Origin of the sequence: Acinetobacter sp. SFA, assembly GCF_001647535.1 — a bacterium.
Lineage (GTDB): Bacteria > Pseudomonadota > Gammaproteobacteria > Pseudomonadales > Moraxellaceae > Acinetobacter > Acinetobacter pecorum.
Map to the genome: position 1 here is coordinate 127,993 of NZ_LSZI01000002.1, position 18,844 is coordinate 146,836.

Here is an 18,844-nt window from a genome sequence, read left to right on the forward strand (position 1 = left end):
CTCCTTATGATGATCTCGGCTTAAAGTTTGAAAATGCTGCTGCAAATGCTTCATAAGCCTGTTTTTGTTGCTCAGTTTGCGCATCTGGTTGCACAATATCGAGGATCAGGAATAAATGCCCTGGATCTTTCGCAGGAATACCCTGATTTTTTAAACGTAATTGTTGACCTGTTTTTGCATTTTTAGGAATCTGAATATTGAGTTGTTTGCCATTGGGTAAACTTGCCATAATGGATTGTCCAAGTGCTGCTTCCCATGGACTAATCTTCAGATGATGATAGACATCCGCGTTTTCAACATAAGTTGAATCTGTAGCTTTATATTGGATTTCAATATACAGATCGCCATTTTCACCACCATGAATACCCGGTTGTCCTTGTCCTGTTAAACGGATTTTTTGGCCTGCTTTCATGCCTTTTGGAATTTTAACTTTTAAGACTTTACGCTGTACTTCTGCTTGCCCATATGCATTGATAGTGGGAATCTGTAATGTGACATTTTGAGTTGCGCCATGGAATGCAACATCCAGATCTACTTCTAGAGTCGCATGTTGATCATCCCCTTTATAGGATGCTCGACCTTGATAACGCTGTTCATTAAAACCACCAAAACCACCGCCAAAGCGACCAAACAAGTCCTCAAACCCTGAAAAATCCTGCCCGCCCATATTGGAATAATATTGATGACTATTCCCACCTTGGCTACGGCTACTCTGTGGATGGTCTAATTCAAAATCATATTCTGCTTTTTTTTCTTCATTACTTAACACATCGTAGGCAACATTTACTTCTTGCATACGCTCTTGAGCATCAGCTTCTTTACTGACATCTGGATGATATTTTCTTGCAAGTTTACGATAAGCTTTTTTAATTTGCTCATCAGTTGCATCTCGAGATACACCTAATATTTCATAATAATTCTTGGCCATATCTACTCTATTTTATTGTTTATGTTTTAATCATTATTCAAATTTTTTAAAGATAAAAAAACCTTTTAAGGATTTTTCTTGTTATAAATTATTTCGTTGCACACAAAAAATAACACATTAAAATTATAGCATAATATAGTTTTTCTGATGACAGCTGCTATAGCTGATTACTTAATGGATTATCATAATAAAAAATATTATAAAATAGCCTCTTACCCATAGGTATATCTGTACTCATGATTTTAAAATCATGCTAGATTTCTGCACAAGTGGAAACAATACCCGATAAAAAAACTTCTGCAGCCGCTTCTTTAACCTGTTGGGCAGATCTGGTTACTCGCTAAGGCTTATTAAAATCGTGGAACATTCGATACAAAGTATCGTCCTCAGTCACGATCTATCCTATCCCGATAGATCGTTATATCTACTTTATACTTAAATGTAGATCTACCATCCGATTTCGTTGATACACAGACATATAGATCAGCTTAAGCCTGGATATATAAACTTCAATAAATTTTTGGCAGAGAAACTTATAGAATAAATACAGAACCTTATCTTTATAAAGCAGGATCTCCAAATAACTACCCATAAAAAAGAGTCCATATAAGACTCTTTTTTAATTCAGAAACAGATTTTAAATATTGATATGAATTTCTACAGATCGTGTTGAATAAACTCCAATTCAAACGAATATTCAAAATTAAGACTTATGCATAACTCCAGAATTAAGAAATGGCTTATAGGGCATATCGAAGTCATTGCATCTGCTCAATAGTGCAGAAGTTATAAAGGTCAAAAAGAAAGTAGAGTCTAAGCAGCATCAGTTGAATCAACTGTATAACATACTAATTTTTAATATATTAAGAAAATTTTTACCTATTTTTACCTATACAAAGCAAAAATGGGGTCACACAGCGTAGGACAGAGTCGGACAATACAGCCAATAAAAAAGCCTTTAAACATTGAGTTTAAAGGCTTTTTTAGATTCCGATGGATTACTTCGGAAAGAATTTTGGTGGAGGTGGCGGGAGTTGAACCCGCGTCCGCCAGCATTACGCTCGAGAATACTACATGCTTAGATATCGTCTATTGTTTTAACTCTTTGTGACCCGACGAACAGGATACAAATCGCGATCCTCTTAATTTAGTACAAAGCCCCGAGGCTTGGCTTTATACGGACTTGTGTGCGTGCGCTTCAGTCGGACTCTCTAACCACAAGTATTCGGAGAGGCGGACAAGCTGCCCTTAGGCAGCTAGAGCGTATGATTCGTCGTTTGCGACTAAAAAATGCAAATTTGATTTACGAGAGAAAATGCGCTCTCGGCATGCATCTATGAGTTTCATCACCAGCGTCGAAGCCAGAAACACCCCCAAAGTACAAGGCAATCATAGCATAAATGTCAAAAATTACGATGCCTTTTCTGAACATTTACACAACTTGATGCGCTTAATTACATTATTGCGCTAATATTTTACTTTTCAAGCCGAATAACAGAAAAATTATGAGCTATTTACTGGCCCTGGACCAGGGAACCACTTCAAGCCGGGCCATTATTTTTAATGAACACGGGCAAGTTCAAGCCACAGCGCAGCATGAAACACAGATCCACACCCCTCACTCCGGTTGGATAGAACAGGATGCCCAAGAAATCTGGAGCTCACAGATTGCTGTGGTACAGCAAGCTTTAGCCACTGCAGGTATTCTGGCAAAAGACATTCAGGCCATTGGCCTGACTAACCAGCGCGAAACGACTGTAGTCTGGGATCGTCGAAATGGCAAACCGCTCGCCCCGGCAATCGTCTGGCAGGATCGTCGTACTTCTGACTGGTGTAACCGGCTGATTGATCAAGGCTTGATGTCCAAAATTCAGCAAAAAACAGGCTTACGGATTGACCCTTATTTTAGTGCGGGAAAATTGGTCTGGTTTTTAGAGCATGTCGAGGGAGTACGGGCACTCGCTGAACAAGGCCATGTGGCATTTGGTACGATCGATAGCTGGCTGATCTGGAATCTGACCCAAGGCGCAGAGCACGTCATTGAAGCCAGTAACGCTTCACGTACCATGTTAATGAATCTGCAGCAACAATCGTGGGATGAAGAGCTACTCGAGCTGTTTAATATCCCGGCTTCGGTCTTACCGAAAATTATCTCTTCTGATAGTTATGTCGCTGACACTGCTTCTGGCTTACTTGGGGCCAATATTCCCATTACCGGAATTTTGGGGGATCAGCAGTCTGCACTTTTTGGCCAGTCCTGTTTTGAGGTGGGCAGCGCTAAAAACACCTATGGTACTGGCTGCTTTATGCTATTCAATACCGGGCATAATATTCAGCTCAGCCAGAACAAGCTGCTTTCTACTCTTGCCTGGCAAGCCCAAGGCCAAACTACCTATGCGCTGGAAGGCAGCGTATTTATGGCTGGTGCTGTAGTGCAATGGTTACGCGATGGCCTCGGAATTATTCAAAAAAGCAGTGATGTGGAAAAACTGGCACACCAGGTCGAGCATAGTGACGGCGTGGTTCTGGTTCCGGCATTTACCGGTCTGGGCGCGCCGCATTGGGATAGTGAAGCACGTGCCTTACTCTGTGGCATGTCACGCGGTACGACCAAAGCGCATATCGCTCGTGCAGCATTAGAATCAATCGCCTTTCAGGTATCGGATGTGCTCAGTGCGATGCAATCTGATATTGCACATCCACTTAAAGAACTGCGGGTTGATGGTGGTGCCAGCAGCAATGACATGCTGATGCAATTTCAGGCCGATATTCTGAATGTACCGGTACTGCGTCCGAAAATGCTGGAAGCTACTGCTTGGGGTGCGGCCGCCATGGCCGGATTAAAAGCTGGCGTATTTTCAAACCTGGATGAAATTTCCCAGTCCTGGCAGCTGGACCGTGCTTTTGAACCCAAAATGCAAAATGACGAAAGAGAAATGCATTTAGCCAAATGGAAAAATGCCTTGAAACGGGCTAAATCTGATCTCTAAATCCTCTAGGTTCATATTTGATCATCATAAAAAAGCACTGTTAAACAGTGCTTTTTAACTTCCTCAATTCACGATTTCATTAATAGGCATAAGAAGCAATCGCTGTTGCAATTGCCTTATCTTCATCATTGACCATGGTCATGCGCATGGTGCAGCCCTTACGCCCCAAACGTAAGGTTTCTGCACGTGCAATAAAATATTTGCCACGTCCAGGCGCCAGATAATCCACCCGCATATCGACCGTCGCCAGACGCGACACTTTTTTAATGGTATCTGCAATCGTTTCCGGTTCGGCTTTTTTATACAGCTCGCCCATGGCCACAATACCACCGACACTATCCAGTACAGTTGCAGCCAGACCGCCATGCAGAATCTGGAAAGCCACATTACCAATCATGAAATCCTGCATTTCTACATAGGCCTCAATCTGGCCCTCGACCACCCGCATGGTCATGCCGTTATGCTTAAAAAAAGGAGAGCTATTAAAAGCATGTACCAGCTGGTTCAGGACTACATCAATATCCACTTTCGAGCCCAGATGTATATTACCCGTCCAGTTTCTCTCTGTCTTACTCATCACTCTGCCCGAATCCACCACAATAAAAAACCGCTAATTTATGCCCAAAAATTTGAGTTAGGGCTACAATAGAGGCCTAGTTTAATACTGATTACTGAGATTTTTATGACTTATACGTTCAATCGTCCCGCGTTTCCTGCAACTCGCATGCGTCGTATTCGTAAAAATGAACATTTACGTTCGATGGTTCGTGAAACCCATCTCGCGGCAGATCATCTCATTTATCCAGTATTTGTCCTGCCAGGACAAAACCAGACCCAAAATATTCCAAGCATGCCGAATATCCAGCGTCTATCAGCAGACTTGCTGTTAAAAAAATCAGAACGTCTGCTGGAACTCGGTGTCAATAAACTGGCGCTATTTCCGGTCACCCCACAAGAAGATAAAAGCCTGACTGCAGAAGCCGCATGGCGTGAAGATGGTCTGGTGCAAAACACCTTACGTTTATTGAAAAAAGAACTGCCAGAAATGGTGTTGATTACTGACGGCGCATTAGACCCGTATACCACGCATGGACAGGATGGCATTATTGATGAGAACGGTTATGTCTTAAATGATGAAACGGTCGAGTGCCTGATTAAACAGGGCTTGAGCCATGCCGAAGCCGGTGCAGATGTGTTTGCTCCAAGTGACATGATGGATGGCCGGATCGGTGCGATTCGTCAGGCCTTTGAGCAAAATGGTCATATCTATACTTCGATCATGGCCTATTCAGCCAAATATGCATCAAGCTTCTATGGCCCGTTCCGTGATGCAGTCGGTTCTGCCAGCAATTTAAAAGGCGGCAATAAATACAATTACCAGATGGATGTCGGTAACCGTGCTGAAGCCCTGCATGAAATTGCGCTGGATATTCAGGAAGGTGCAGACATGGTGATTATTAAACCGGGCATGCCTTATCTGGATATCGTCCGCGAAGTCAAAGACACTTTTGGCATACCGACCTTTGTTTATCAGGTCAGTGGCGAATACGCGATGCTGGCTGCGGCAATTCAAAATGGCTGGTTATCTGATAGCGTCATTTTAGAATCATTGATGAGCTGTCGTCGTGCCGGTGCAGATGGTATCTGGACCTATTTTGCTGAAGAAGCTGCGCTTAAACTGAAAGACATGAAGTAAAAGGACTGCGGCGTAATGCATATTGCCATTATCGGCGCTGGCATCACCGGTCTGATGTCGGCGCTGGAACTGCTTGAACAGGGATGTTCTGTTACTCTTTTTGATCAGCAGGCCGCCGGACAGGCTGCATCATGGGCTGGAGGAGGCATCCTCTCCCCGATGTATCCCTGGCGTTATCCCGCTCCTGTAAATGCTTTGGCCCGACATGCCAAACCCATGTATCAGGACTGGAATCAAAAACTGCAACCTTTCACTGGCATCGATTTCCAGATTCATGAAACAGGTATGCTGATTTTTGATAAAGCCGATTTTGAAATCGGTTTAAGTTATGCCACAACACATCAAGAGCCGCAGCAACAGGCAAAATTACTTAATCAGGCTAAGCTGCAACAGCTCAATCCCAGAATTAATCAGAGCAAATTCAAACAGGCGATTTATTTCCCTGAACTGGCCAATATCCGTAATCCACGGTTATTACAGTCGATCATTCGCTATTTGAAGCAGCATACTCGTGTCACCTGGCAAGAAGACTGTAAAATCACTCGGCTCAATATTCAGCAAGGCCGTGTAAAAAGTATCTCAGATGAACATGGCCGGCTTTTTCAGGCAGATCAGTATGTGTTCACAACCGGAGCATGGTCACAATACTGGTCACAGCAACTTGGTTTGGGAATTCCGGTACAACCGGTGCAAGGTCAGATGCTGCTGTTTAAAACGCCAGAAAACTGGCTGCCGACCATGTGCATGAATAAGGTTATGTACCTGATTCCACGACCAGACGGACATGTGTTATGTGGTTCCAGTATGCGTCAGGTCGGTTTTGACACCTCGCCTTCTAGGGAAATCCGGCAGGATATTTTGCAGGCGTGCATCGAGATGGTACCGGAACTGGCAGATTTTCCGCTGGTCAAGCAATGGGCCGGATTAAGACCCAGCTCACCCGATGGTATTCCCTATATTGGAAAAATTCCCAAGCTACACAATGTCTGGGCCAATTTTGGACATTTCCGGAATGGTTTATGTATGGGGCCGGCATCAGGAAAACTACTCGCTCAACTCATCCTTGAACAAGCGCCAATCGTTGATCCAGATCCTTATGATCCAGTCCGTTTATTCGAGCCCAGTCGCTTAGTGCTTTAGGATATTATCCATCGCCTCTTTCAGGGTTGGATAATGAAACTGGAATCCAGCCTCCTGCAAGGCTTTGGGCTGTACATACTGACCGTTCAATACCAGTTGTGACTGTTCTCCCAGCATCATTTTCAGACTGCATGCCGGCAGTGGCAGTAAGGATTTACGCTGCAGAATCTGGGCCGCGGTTCGCGCAAACTGGGCCTGACTGCTCTTTTCTGGCGCGATCACATTAAAGATCTGCTCTGTTGTATCCTCGAGCATCAAGAATTCAATCGCTCGCAGTACATCCTCTAGATGCACCCAGGTCACTGGCTGACGTCCATGACCAATCCGCCCGAACAGATTCAATTTAATCGGCAATAGCATCTGCGGAAGAATCCCGCCACCTTTGCCAAACACCACCGCAAAGCGAACAATCTTGGTGTTCTGGTTAGTATAGGACAAGGCCAGCTGTTCCCACTTTGCACAAAGTTCAGACATAAAAATATCTTGTGGCGGACTTTGCTCCGTGCAGACCTGTTCCCAGCGCTCATTGGGGTCAATGCCATAATAACCAACGGCCGATGTTGAAATAATTCGTTTCGGTTTAAGCTGATTTTTTTCTAAATAATCAAAAACCTGTTTGGTGGTGTCTAAACGGCTATCCAGCAATTTCTTTTTACGTGCTGCCGTCCAGCGGCCTTGACCAATGCTTTCGCCAGCCAGATTGACCACATAATCAAGCTGATGCTGTTTTAATTCATCCAACTGGTTAATCCAGTGAAAGTCCGGATGTGGTTCAGGTTTATTTTTCTGACGGGTCAGACCAGTCACCCGATAATCACGATCCAATAAAAACCGTACGAGATGACTGCCAATAAAACCACTCGCTCCCGTCACCAGCACTACAGGTTTATACATCAGTCATTCTTCGCCTTATTATTTTCTTGGTTTAAATTATACGCCACTCATCTTCAGCTTTTTTAAAGCAGGAATATTTTTGTAGTGGAGAATTTGTATCTTTCATCATTCAATCAATTTATGAAGATCGGCTGTCACACAATGATTCATCAATACTCACTGAGGCGAATGGCCAAACATTTTCTCTGCCATACGCTGGGCCTGCTTGCCATAAAACCAGTACGTCAGCAGATACAGCGGAATCGCAATCATCAAAAACATGATCAGCACTATGCTCATAAACTGTGGTTGCTGTAGATACAGCAGAAAGTCCTGCCAGGCATTCGGATTGGAACGGGTGGCGATCACAATACCGAGCAAGAGAAACAATAAATTATAGCCCCAATAAATCAGGCTAAAACCGAGCGTGAATTTTTTACGTTCTGCTTGGGTCGGCGCACGTTTTTGCTGTTTTAGAAATTTAAAAAGCACCCAAATCATGGCCACCAGATAGGGAACAATCGTCAAGATTGCGCCCATACCCATCGGTAATAGGGCTGCCACCACACCACAAATACAGGTAAAAATAAAACAGATAAAGAAAAACCAGGTAAAATAACGACTTAGTGGCAACATGTGCATGACTCGGTGATCTTCAACAGGTGAGTATAAAAAAAATTAAATTTTTTTTCATTTTATTGTCAACCATCCACTAGAGGGTGACGTTATATAGAGTACAAGGGGCAAAAATTTGGACTGGCATCCACGAATTTTTGCTGACCTTTAGAGCTAAAGCAATAAGTCTTAGTGTACAGGAAAATTTTGAATAGCAGCCAAAATCTTCCTGTAACACAAATTTGACCGACGATTTCATCATCACTCGAATCGTCGGTTTTTATTTTTTTAAATCCCTATTTTTAAAATCTCAGGGCTTGCAGAGCCTTTAAAATCTGATGACCTGGATACAACCGTCCAGTAATATCCATACTGATCAAAATAAATTCAGCTTCAACATCACTAACAATTCGCTGAAATATCGTTTTACAAGTAGATTTTTACCTGTGCTTTTTCCTATAGTAGCAAGGCAGATATCTTGGGGTTCATTACATGGCAGTTCATTTTCTTCACACTTCCGATTGGCATCTGGGACAATTTTTCCATAACCATGACCGTGAATTTGAACATGCACAGTTTTTGACTTGGCTACTTGAGCAAATCCAAGCAAAGCAACCGCATGCCCTGCTGATTGCCGGTGATATTTTTGATGTGATCAATCCTGCATCCAGTGCGCAAAGACAGCTGTACCAGTTTCTGGCCGATGCCCACGACCTGGCGCCACATATGCAGACCCTGATGATTGCAGGCAATCATGATTCCGGTTACCGGATTGAGCAGGTTGAACCTTTGCTGACCAAATTCAATGCCAAAGCAGTGGGAATTGTAGGCCGCACGGCAGAAAATACCTTGAACCTAGATCGTCTGCTTATTCCTATTTATGATCAGGATAAAAATATCATCGCCTGGTGTCTGACCCTGCCCTATTTACGCAGTGCCGAAATTACCGGACTGAATGAACATACCAGCAATAACCAGAACGCGATCAGTTATCTGCATCAACAACTGATTGCCGAAGCCAAAGCCCGCAAACAGCCACATCAGGCACTGATTTTAATGTCACATGCGCACATGCAAGGTGGTGAGACCTCGGACTCCGAGCGTCCGATTATTGTCGGCAATGAAGAAGCCCTGTCGACGGCGCTGTTTGATGACGTGATTGATTATGTCGCGCTAGGGCATTTGCATAAACCACAAAAAGTCGGTCAGCCGCATATTCGCTATAGTGGTTCCCCAATCCCTTTGTCATTTAGTGAAATCCATTACCAGCATCAGGTGGTTGAAGTCCGGATTGATCCCGAACAAAACCCGGAAAACCGCTTTCAGTACGATGCCTTAAGCATTCCGCGTACTGTCGAGCTGTTCCGCATTCGTGAAAAGCTGGAAAATTTAATCACTACAATTCAGGCCTTGCCTGCCGGAGAAATCGGGCAGCTTTCTGCACGGCATTTTCTGGAAGTGGAATACACCACTGATGCGCCGCCTCCGGTAGACCTGCGTCAGCAAATAGAACAGGCCCTACCTGCTAACCGTTACCGACTGCTGCGCATCAGCCGGATTTACCAGCAACAGGTCGACCTTAGTTCAAGCCAGTCTAAAATTGATCTGGCACCCCCTACCCCGGAATCGCTATTTTTCAATATCTGGAAAAAAATGGGCTATGAGCAGGATCACTCGGTACAACAGGATTTTCAGGAATTACTGAATGAAGCCCAACACGAACTTGCACAAAAACAACAAGCCTAGGATCGGCCATGAAAATTTTACGTCTAAGTCTTAATAATCTGGCCTCCCTCACCGGCACCCATCATATTGATTTTGAATCGAGTCCTTTGGCTCATGCCGGCCTGATTGCCATCACCGGCAAGACTGGTGCCGGGAAATCTACCCTGCTCGATGCCATGTGCCTGGCGCTATACAATGAAATTCCTCGCCTAAAAGGTGCCACAGGCAGCCTGAAAGATACTGGCGGTCAGGATGTGTCCATCAAGGATTCCAAGAATATTCTGCGCCGTGGCTGCGTGCATGGTTTTGCCGAACTGGAATTTATTGCACTCGACAGCAAACGCTATATGGCACGCTGGGAAATTAAACGGGCACGCCAGAAAGTCGATGGCAATCTAAAAGTAGACCGCTACGTCAAATGTCTGGATGATGACACGACACTGACGCAAAAAATATCGGAAGTCACCCCCCTCATTGAAAAACTGGTAGGCTTAAGTTTTGAGCAGTTTACCCGCGCAGTTTTATTGCCACAGTCAGAAGTCGGTGCCTTTCTTAAAGCCAAAGACAATGAGCGTGCAGATTTGCTGGAATATCTGACTAATTCACAGATTTTCAGTCTGGTCAGTCAGAAAGCCGCAGAGAAATTCAGCGAAGTCAAAAACAAGCGCAACGATCTGGAAAAGCTGATCGGGCATATTGAAATTTTGTCTGAAGAAGACATCAGCGCTTTACAACAGCAGCAGAACTCTTTGTCTTTGCAACTTCAGAATTTGCAGCAATCTGAAAAACTGCTGGAAAATGAGAAACAATGGCATCTGGACCGACATAAACTTTATGCAGAAGTCCATGCCAAAAAAGAAGTCTACGAAGTACAGCAGGATGCAGTAAATAAGTCTGCAGGACAGCAACAGCTACTGGAGCAGCTGGATGAATTCCAGTCGATCCGGGATCAGTTTGTGAGTCGTACCCGTCTAGCCCCTCAAAAAGAGCAGATTCAGCACCAGCACACCCAATTTACACTGGAATTTGAAACGCTCAAACAGAGCTTTGTAGCAGAAGAAGCCAAATTTACAGCCTTACAACAAAAGCAGCAACAGTTTCAGCAACGCTTGGCAGGCCTGAAACCGCATCTGGAAGCAGGTTTAAGACTGGATCATGCAATTGATACGGTATCAGAGCAGTACAAAAAACTGCATGCAGAACAAAGCCAGTTTCAAATCCTTCGTCTACAGCCTTTAGAAGAACAACTTCGACAGCAACAGCAGACTTTGAATCAGCTACAAGCTCGGCAAGAAAAGGTTGCACAACAATTGGCTGAATCTGGCTTTTTAAATGTGTTCGATCTGGAACCGCAAAGTACCTTGCAACGTATACAAGACTTTATGCGTCAGTATCAGCAACTGCAGCAACAGAATCCGGACAGCCTGAAGCAGCCTTTGCCTGAACTGGAAAAAACCGTTACAGCACTTTCAGAAAATCTGAACCAGTGGATACAACAGCATCATAGTCTGGAACGGCTGGAAGAGCAGCTCAAAACCATTCAGGAAGTGCGTCAGCAACGCCAAACCGAACAGCGTCAGCTCGACCTGCTGCAACAGCAGGTGCAACAAATCGTTCAACAATCACAAGAATTTGAACAACTGCAATCTGCTGTAAATAGCCAACAGCAACAACTAAAAATCCAGCAAGAGGCCGAACAGGCACTGTATCAGCAGATTCAGACTGAACAACAGGCATATGAACACCTGGAACAAATACTTGCCCAGCAACGTTTATTGCATGCGCAAAGTGTGCAGGATCTTCGTGCCCAGTTAAAACCGGATGAGCCATGCATGGTCTGTGGGAGTATGGCCCATCCTTTTGTCGATGCCGCCCATGAACGTCTGGAACAGAGCCTGAGCCAGTTACAGGAGCAACAGTTACGGCAGGCAAAACAGCAGCTCGATCAGCAACTGCAATCTCAGCAGCAGCAACGCATTGAAATATCCAAAGCACAAACAGTAATTGAGCAACAGCAACAGCGTTGCCAGGTCCTACAAAACCAGATTCAACAATCCTCTGCTGACTGTAAATCTCAACTACTCAAACTGGAAGTGGTTACCGAGCAGCACAATGATCTTCCTACATTCATCCAGTTACTGGCAAATCACACTCAAAGTCTGGTCCAGCAGCTAGAACTGTCACAACAGCAGGAACAACAGCTCCAGCAACCATTACAACAATGGCGTCAACAACAACAGCAATTGCACCAATTACAACTGGCTCTACAGCAACGTCAGCAACTCGACCAGCTGATACATCCAGTTTTAAGCGTACTGCCCGAGCAGTACCAGTCGCAGCCACCTATGCTCTGCTTACCTCAGTTGCAACGACAATTAGAGCAGCGCATGCAGCAGTTGGCAGTACAAAAGCAGCTGGAATCTGACCTGCATCAACAGCAGCAGATATTGGAAAAGAGCCAGTATCAACTACAATTGGAACAGCAAAATTTTGCTCAATTAAGCCAGTCTGTAGAGCAGTTAATTCAGCAAGGCAAAGACCTGCGTCAACAACTGGCTGAACTGACCAAAGAGCATGCAGGACAAGTCTACCGTATCGCTGCAGAATGGCGCGATGCACTAGATCTACAAGCCAAGACCTTAGAGCAGGCTTTAGAACAACAGCGTCAATGCACGGCGCAGGCCGAAAAACAGTGGCATCAAACCCACTTAAAACTGCAAGAATTTATCAGCCAACTTCAGCAGATCGATCGGCAATTGGCTCAATATCAGCAAGATATTCAGGCATGGCAAGCAACACATCCGCAAGTGACGGCAGCTCAAATTGAACAATGGCTCAGTATTGATCTGAGCACCCATCAACGCATTCGTCAGAATCTGGCCAACCAGAAACAGGCACTCGAAAATGCCAGGACAGCCTGGCAATTACTGGAAGAACAATATCAGGCCCATTTAAAACTACAGCCAGAACATGAATTTGAGGAAATTGAACAAAAGCTTGGCATGCTGCATCAGGAAAAAATAATGCAGCAGGAAGTGCTCAATGAAACTGATGCCAAACTGCGTATGAATGCCAATAATCAAAACACCTATGCCAAATATCAGCAGCAAATTGAGCAGATCAAAGCAGAAGAATACCGTTGGGGACGTATTTACGATCTGATCGGACATAAGGAAGGCACCAAATTCCAGAAAATTGCCCAGGAACATCATCTGGATATTCTGGTGGAATATGCAAATCAGCAGTTGCAACCGTTGGCACCCCGCTATCAGTTACACCGTATTCCGGAAAGCCTGAGTCTGGCGATTATTGATCTGGACATGAATAGTGAAGTCCGCCCTGTGCTGTCCCTATCGGGGGGTGAAACCTTCCTGGTTTCATTGGCTTTGGCTTTGGCGATTGCCAATATGGCCTCCGGCTCCATGAAACTGGAATCACTGTTTATTGATGAAGGTTTCGGGACGCTAGATCCAGCCTCCTTACATATGGTCATGAATGCGCTGGATCATTTGCAAAGCCAGGGCCGTAAAGTCGTTTTGATTTCACATATACAGGAAATGCATGAACGGATTCCGGTACAAATTCAGGTCAAGCCTGTCGGTGCAGGCGCCAGTACCATTCAGATTATAGGTTAACGATGAGTCACCCTGCCCCGAACACGCTCTCGCCCTATTTCAGCCTACAGCTTGAGAGCCTACGGGGGATCAGTGCCATTGTGGTGCTGTTCAGTCACTGCTTTCAGGCATTTATTGCGCCTTTCGATACCAGCATTTATTCATGGATACGCCTGCTTGGGCAGGCTGCAGTCATGATTTTCTTTGCCTTAAGTGGCTATCTGATTGGCTATTCGATTCAGCACAACATTCATCAGTATGGTCAGTTCAATCTGCACCGTTTTGCTCGACAGCGTTGCAGCAGAATTTTACCACCCTTTCTGTTTGCCATGGGGTTGACCCTGGTTCTATATCTACTCGCTCCACTATTGTTTGCCAGCCACACGCATGCTTTTCAACACAGTTTTAGCATGATGATCCGGACTGACTATAGTGTAGACATGATGGAATTTGTTGGTTCGCTGCTATTTTTAAATGGCTTTGTGACGCCAACGGTTTCAGCCAATGCTGCGCTCTGGAGCCTGAGCTATGAAGTGTGGTTTTATGTGCTGGCCGGATTCCTACCTTTTTTAAAAAATTCGGAAATAGCCAAAATCGGATTTTTTATGGTTCTGGCTATACTATCATTACTGAACATCCAGTTTTTTATTTATTTTCTGGTCTGGCTTAGTGCCTTTGCTTGTTCATTTCGATATATCCAGATACGTTTTTTAAACCGCTTACAATCGGTCAAATTAGCCCTATTCGGCTTAGCATTTCTAATCGCCTGTTTTGATGCTTACCAGTTTCAGGTGATTGATGAGGCCCAGCAATACCGTGCTGTGAATTTTGTCCCTTTTAATTTCTGTCTGGGTCTGGCATTTAGTTGCTGGCTGGTACAACTCCAACATCACCGCAGTCACTATCATCCGGTTTGGGTTCAGTCTGCAGACTTTTCCTATACCTTGTATGTCACCCATTTCCCCTTACTATTATTTATTTTGGGATGTATTCCGGCAACTTTGGCCTATGGTCTGGGCGGAGCAATTTTAGCCTTGCTTGCGAGCATGTGCAGCTTAATAGTTTTTGCCTGGCTGATGGCTAAATGGCTCGAACCAGCCAGAAAAAAAGCGTTATCCAATACCCTGCGATAACGCTTTGCTGCAAAAAACTGACATTAGTAGTTTATACATCTTTTTTAGGCCGTGCACCAAATAAGGCTGTGCCAACACGAACCATGGTAGAACCCGCAGTAATCGCTTCGGTCATATCCCCAGACATGCCCATACTTAAAGTATCCCAGTCTTCAGGATGAGCATGTTGTGTTTTTACTACATCAAATAAAGCTTTGGCATCAGCAAAAGCTTGAGGATTATTCGGTGCTGGAATCACCATCAAACCACGTAAACGTACATTCGGCAGTTGGCTGATTTGTGCCACCAGATCTGCAACTTCTGCCGGCTGACAACCATCTTTCGTATCCTGACCATCAATATTTACCTGAATACAGATATTCAGTGCGGACTGATTATCTCCACGCTGATTTGATAAACGCTCGGCAATAATAAGGCGATCCACTCCATGTACCCAGGCAAAATTTTCTGCCAGATGCTTGGTCTTGTTACGCTGCACATGTCCAATAAAATGCCACTCAATCTCCAAGTTTTTCAGTTCGGTGATTTTTTCCAGTGCTTCCTGTAAATAATTTTCACCAAAGGCCCGCTGGCCTGTCTGATACATCTCTGCCAGCACACTACTCGGCTGGGTTTTGGACACGGCCAATAGTTGTACCGAATCCGGTTCACGCCCGGCCTGAGTGCACGCGGCATGGATCTGAGCTAAGACCTGATTTCGTGACTGTTGCAGCATATTCATTGATGGGGTTCTCATTTCGTCCGGATTTTTTTCCCTTGCTCGTGAACTAAGTGTTGGTTAAGCTGTGGGAAAGCCTTATTATTCTAGCAAAATAAATAACATTTTAATGAACTCGGGGACCTTATGGATATTACAGAACTGTTAGCCTTTTCTGCTAAAAATGGTGCGTCGGATTTACACTTATCAGCAGGTTTACCACCAATGATCCGTGTAGACGGGGAAGTCCGTCGCATCAACCTGCCTGCACTGGAACATAAAGAAGTACACAAACTGGTGTACGACATTATGAACGACAAGCAACGCCGCGATTATGAGGAAAATCTGGAAACTGACTTTTCCTTTGAAGTTCCCGGCGTGGCCCGTTTCCGTGTCAACGCATTTAACCAGAACCGCGGTGCAGGTGCAGTCTTCCGTACCATTCCATCTAAAGTCTTGACCATTGAAGACCTTGGCATGGGCCAAATCTTTAAAGATCTTTGCGAATACCCACGTGGCCTGGTCCTCGTCACAGGACCCACCGGTTCAGGTAAATCGACCACGCTTGCAGCGATGCTAGACTATATCAATGACAACCGCTATGACCATATTTTAACAGTCGAAGATCCAATCGAATTTGTACACCAATCCAAAAAATGCCTGATCAACCAGCGTGAAGTGCATCGTGATACTCATGGATTTAATGAAGCATTACGTTCCGCATTACGTGAAGACCCAGATATTATTCTGGTCGGTGAGATGCGTGACCTTGAAACGATTCGTCTGGCATTAACTGCAGCAGAAACCGGTCACCTGGTGTTCGGGACCCTGCATACCACCTCAGCGGCAAAAACTATTGACCGTGTGATCGATGTATTCCCGGCCGAAGAAAAAGACATGGTTCGTGCCATGTTGTCTGAATCGCTGCAAGCGGTGATTTCCCAAACCCTGCTCAAGAAAAATGGTGGCGGTCGTGTGGCTGCACATGAAATCATGATTGGTATTCCGGCGATCCGTAACCTGATCCGTGAAAACAAAGTGGCTCAAATGTATTCTGCAATCCAGACCGGTGCCAATTATGGTATGACTACCATGGATCAAAGCCTGAAAACACTCGTGTCTAAAGGTATTATCAGCCCGCAAGTCGCCCGTACTGCAGCAAAACAGCCTGAATCATTCTTATAAAAAAATTCATTTTATTGGGGTTTTATCATGGACTTTAACGGCTTACTCAACTACATGGTAGAGAAAAAGGCCTCGGATCTGTTCATCACAGCCGATGTCGAACCCTCTATCAAAATTAACGGTCAAATTCTACCCATTGGTTCGGTGAAATTGCCGGGGCCGGCTGTGGGGCAACTGCTGAACTCGATCATGAGCGAAAAGCAGCGTAAGGAATTTGCCGAAACACGTGAATGTAACTTCGCGATCAGCAATCCGGACAAGTCCGCACGTTTCCGTGTCAGTGCTTTCCAGCAGCGTGATGAACCGGGGATGGTGCTGCGCCGGATTGAAACTGTTATTCCCACGATGGATGAACTCAAGTTACCGCCAATTCTGAAAGAACTGGCAATGACCAAACGTGGCATCATTATTTTTGTCGGGGCAACCGGTACCGGTAAATCAACCTCGCTGGCATCTTTGGTCGGTTATCGCAATGAAAATTCCAAAGGTCATATCATTACCATTGAAGATCCGATCGAGTTTGTGCATCAGCATAAAGGCTGTATTATTACTCAGCGCGAAGTCGGTATTGATACGGATTCATTTGAAATTGCTCTGAAAAATACCTTGCGTCAGGCACCAGACGTGATTCTGATTGGTGAGATTCGTTCCCGCGAGACCATGGACTATGCCATTGCCTTTGCTGAAACCGGCCATCTGGTATTTGCCACGCTACACGCCAACAATGCCAACCAGGCGATTGACCGGATTATTCACTTCTTTGAAGCAGACCGGCATAACCAGCTGTTTATGGATCTGTCTTTGAATATGAAAGCCATTGTGGCGCAGCAACTGATCCCAACCATCGATGGCAATGGCCGCCGTGCTGCGATTGAGATTCTGATTAACTCACCACTGATTGCCGACCTGATCCGTAAAGGTGATGTGCATGAGATCAAGGACCTGATGAAGCGTTCCCGTGAACTGGGCATGCAGACTTTCGATCAGGCGCTGTATGATCTGTATAAAGCAAAACAGATCAGCTATAAAGATGCGCTGAAACATGCGGACTCACCCAACGACCTGCGTCTGCAAATCAAGCTCTCAGAAGAAGGTGGCAGCCACTTATTACGTGCGCATTCCAATATTACTTTTGATGGTCAGAGCTAATGATCGTAAAGGCATAAAAAAACAGGCTTCTCATGAAGCCTGTTTTTTTGTTTGAACCAGCGCTCAAATTATTTTTTACGGAAAACTTCCTGACAGGCAGGCGCATCGCAGTAGCCATACAGATTCAGTGAGTGACCAGTTAATTCAAATCCAAATTTCTCAGCAACGTCATGCTGCTCTTTTTCAATCGTATCATTAATAAATTCAACAACTTTGCTGCAATTTAAACATACCAGGTGATCGTGGTGATCTTCCTGCATAATTTCAAAAACTGAATGATTATTTTCAAAATTATGGCGTTCGATGATGCCCGCCGCTTCAAACTGCGTTAACACACGATACACAGTTGCTAAACCTACATCTTCACCCTGATCGAGTAAAGTCTTGTAAATATCTTCCGCACTTAAATGATGTTGTCTTGAATTTTCTAGTAATTCTAATATTTTAATTCGTGGAAGGGTAACTTTCAGTCCAGCTTTTCGTAAATCTTGGTTTGAAATAGTCATGTAAAAAGGTCTCTCAACAAAATCAAAGTTGGAATATGCAACAAAGTTTAGATGCAGTATGATCTATCCTTGGATCAAATGCATCATAATTAATTTGGGATAGTTTAGCAAAATGCAAAAAATCATGCTGACGTTATTCGTCACTTCATTGCTCGTCGGCTGTTCGACATTAGGTGTTTATAAAGTAGATATTCCACAAGGAACTCCCTTAACCAAGGCACAAGCCGCTAAAATTCAGGTGGGAATGAGTCATCAACAGGTGCGTTTCTTACTGGGCAGTCCAACAGTAAGTGATCCCCTGAATCCTTTACGTTGGGACTACATCTATAACTATACCCCAGGGACCTATGCTAAAAAAGCCAAGATCCCGGCGGCCCAAGGCCAGCATTTGAAAATCTACTTTAACCAGTCTGGGATCGTGGAACGCATTGAAGGTCTGGAAACGATTCCTGAATCTCAACCCGGTTTACCAGGATCAAAAGAAGCAATTTTAAATGCTCCGCCACTATAACCGGTTCCTCATAAAAAAGCCCCTGAATCATCAGGGGCTTTTTTGATTAAGTTGATTGATTGAGCAGATCATGGAAGCACAC

15 protein-coding genes and 1 other RNA gene are annotated in these 18,844 nt (G+C 44.6%); 9 read left to right on the forward strand and 7 right to left on the reverse strand.

Annotated elements, in window-relative coordinates:
• Positions 1 to 4: 4 nt before the first annotated feature.
• Both AY607_RS02145 and ssrA read right to left on the reverse strand, forming a co-directional pair.
• Positions 5 to 928 carry a DnaJ C-terminal domain-containing protein gene (locus AY607_RS02145; protein ID WP_064101623.1) on the reverse strand — a complete coding sequence of 308 codons (924 nt, stop codon included), beginning with the start codon at positions 926 to 928 and terminating at the stop codon, positions 5 to 7.
• A 1,016-nt stretch (positions 929 to 1,944) separates the two neighbouring features.
• Positions 1,945 to 2,303, reverse strand: a transfer-messenger RNA (tmRNA) gene (gene ssrA / locus AY607_RS02150).
• 130 nt (positions 2,304 to 2,433) lie between these two features.
• On the opposite strand from ssrA, the gene glpK reads away from it, so the two are divergent.
• Positions 2,434 to 3,918: a glycerol kinase GlpK gene (glpK, locus tag AY607_RS02155; protein WP_064101624.1), complete on the forward strand. Its 1,485-nt coding sequence runs from the start codon at positions 2,434 to 2,436 to the stop codon at positions 3,916 to 3,918.
• A 79-nt stretch (positions 3,919 to 3,997) separates the two neighbouring features.
• Here glpK and AY607_RS02160 read toward each other — a convergent pair whose 3' ends face one another.
• Positions 3,998 to 4,495 carry a thioesterase family protein gene (locus tag AY607_RS02160; RefSeq protein ID WP_004646146.1) on the reverse strand — a complete coding sequence of 166 codons (498 nt, stop codon included), beginning with the start codon at positions 4,493 to 4,495 and terminating at the stop codon, positions 3,998 to 4,000.
• Between the two features lie 105 nt (positions 4,496 to 4,600).
• On the opposite strand from AY607_RS02160, the gene hemB reads away from it, so the two are divergent.
• Both hemB and thiO read left to right on the forward strand, forming a co-directional pair.
• Complete coding sequence (gene hemB, locus AY607_RS02165; protein WP_064101625.1) at positions 4,601 to 5,614, forward strand: porphobilinogen synthase; 1,014 nt, start codon at positions 4,601 to 4,603, stop codon at positions 5,612 to 5,614.
• Between the two features lie 15 nt (positions 5,615 to 5,629).
• Positions 5,630 to 6,754, forward strand: coding sequence for a glycine oxidase ThiO (gene thiO, locus AY607_RS02170; RefSeq protein WP_064101626.1), 1,125 nt, complete (start codon positions 5,630 to 5,632; stop codon positions 6,752 to 6,754).
• Here the strand turns inward: thiO and AY607_RS02175 are convergent.
• Positions 6,743 to 7,648 (reverse strand): TIGR01777 family oxidoreductase, encoded by a 906-nt coding sequence (locus AY607_RS02175; RefSeq protein ID WP_064095777.1) that lies wholly within the window; start codon positions 7,646 to 7,648, stop codon positions 6,743 to 6,745. The two genes, thiO and AY607_RS02175, sit on opposite strands and share 12 nt — an antisense overlap.
• A gap of 156 nt (positions 7,649 to 7,804) precedes the next feature.
• Positions 7,805 to 8,263, reverse strand: a complete 459-nt coding sequence (locus AY607_RS02180) for an ABZJ_00895 family protein (RefSeq protein WP_064095778.1) — start codon at positions 8,261 to 8,263, stop codon at positions 7,805 to 7,807.
• A gap of 471 nt (positions 8,264 to 8,734) precedes the next feature.
• Here AY607_RS02180 and AY607_RS02185 point away from each other — a divergent pair, with 471 nt between their 5' ends.
• From AY607_RS02185 to AY607_RS02195, 3 genes are read left to right on the forward strand one after another with little or no spacing between them, the layout of a single operon-like run.
• Entirely contained in the window at positions 8,735 to 9,988 is a 1,254-nt protein-coding gene (locus tag AY607_RS02185; protein WP_064101627.1) for an exonuclease SbcCD subunit D, read from the forward strand.
• 8 nt (positions 9,989 to 9,996) lie between these two features.
• Positions 9,997 to 13,602, forward strand: a complete 3,606-nt coding sequence (locus tag AY607_RS02190; RefSeq protein ID WP_064101628.1) for an AAA family ATPase — start codon at positions 9,997 to 9,999, stop codon at positions 13,600 to 13,602.
• Between the two features lie 2 nt (positions 13,603 to 13,604).
• Complete coding sequence (locus AY607_RS02195; RefSeq protein ID WP_064101629.1) at positions 13,605 to 14,714, forward strand: acyltransferase family protein; 1,110 nt, start codon at positions 13,605 to 13,607, stop codon at positions 14,712 to 14,714.
• Between the two features lie 31 nt (positions 14,715 to 14,745).
• Here AY607_RS02195 and AY607_RS02200 read toward each other — a convergent pair whose 3' ends face one another.
• Complete coding sequence (locus tag AY607_RS02200; RefSeq protein WP_064101630.1) at positions 14,746 to 15,435, reverse strand: YggS family pyridoxal phosphate-dependent enzyme; 690 nt, start codon at positions 15,433 to 15,435, stop codon at positions 14,746 to 14,748.
• 123 nt (positions 15,436 to 15,558) lie between these two features.
• On the opposite strand from AY607_RS02200, the gene AY607_RS02205 reads away from it, so the two are divergent.
• Together AY607_RS02205 and AY607_RS02210 are read left to right on the forward strand one after the other, a co-directional pair.
• Positions 15,559 to 16,596 (forward strand): type IV pilus twitching motility protein PilT, encoded by a 1,038-nt coding sequence (locus AY607_RS02205; RefSeq protein WP_064095783.1) that lies wholly within the window; start codon positions 15,559 to 15,561, stop codon positions 16,594 to 16,596.
• A gap of 27 nt (positions 16,597 to 16,623) precedes the next feature.
• Positions 16,624 to 17,745 carry a PilT/PilU family type 4a pilus ATPase gene (locus AY607_RS02210; RefSeq protein WP_064095784.1) on the forward strand — a complete coding sequence of 374 codons (1,122 nt, stop codon included), beginning with the start codon at positions 16,624 to 16,626 and terminating at the stop codon, positions 17,743 to 17,745.
• Between the two features lie 68 nt (positions 17,746 to 17,813).
• Here AY607_RS02210 and fur read toward each other — a convergent pair whose 3' ends face one another.
• The gene (gene fur / locus AY607_RS02215; RefSeq protein WP_005096051.1) at positions 17,814 to 18,251 is read right to left on the reverse strand and encodes a ferric iron uptake transcriptional regulator; all 438 of its coding nucleotides are present in this window, start codon (positions 18,249 to 18,251) and stop codon (positions 17,814 to 17,816) included.
• A 112-nt stretch (positions 18,252 to 18,363) separates the two neighbouring features.
• Here fur and AY607_RS02220 point away from each other — a divergent pair, with 112 nt between their 5' ends.
• Complete coding sequence (locus AY607_RS02220; protein WP_064095785.1) at positions 18,364 to 18,762, forward strand: outer membrane protein assembly factor BamE; 399 nt, start codon at positions 18,364 to 18,366, stop codon at positions 18,760 to 18,762.
• Positions 18,763 to 18,844 lie beyond the last annotated feature (82 nt).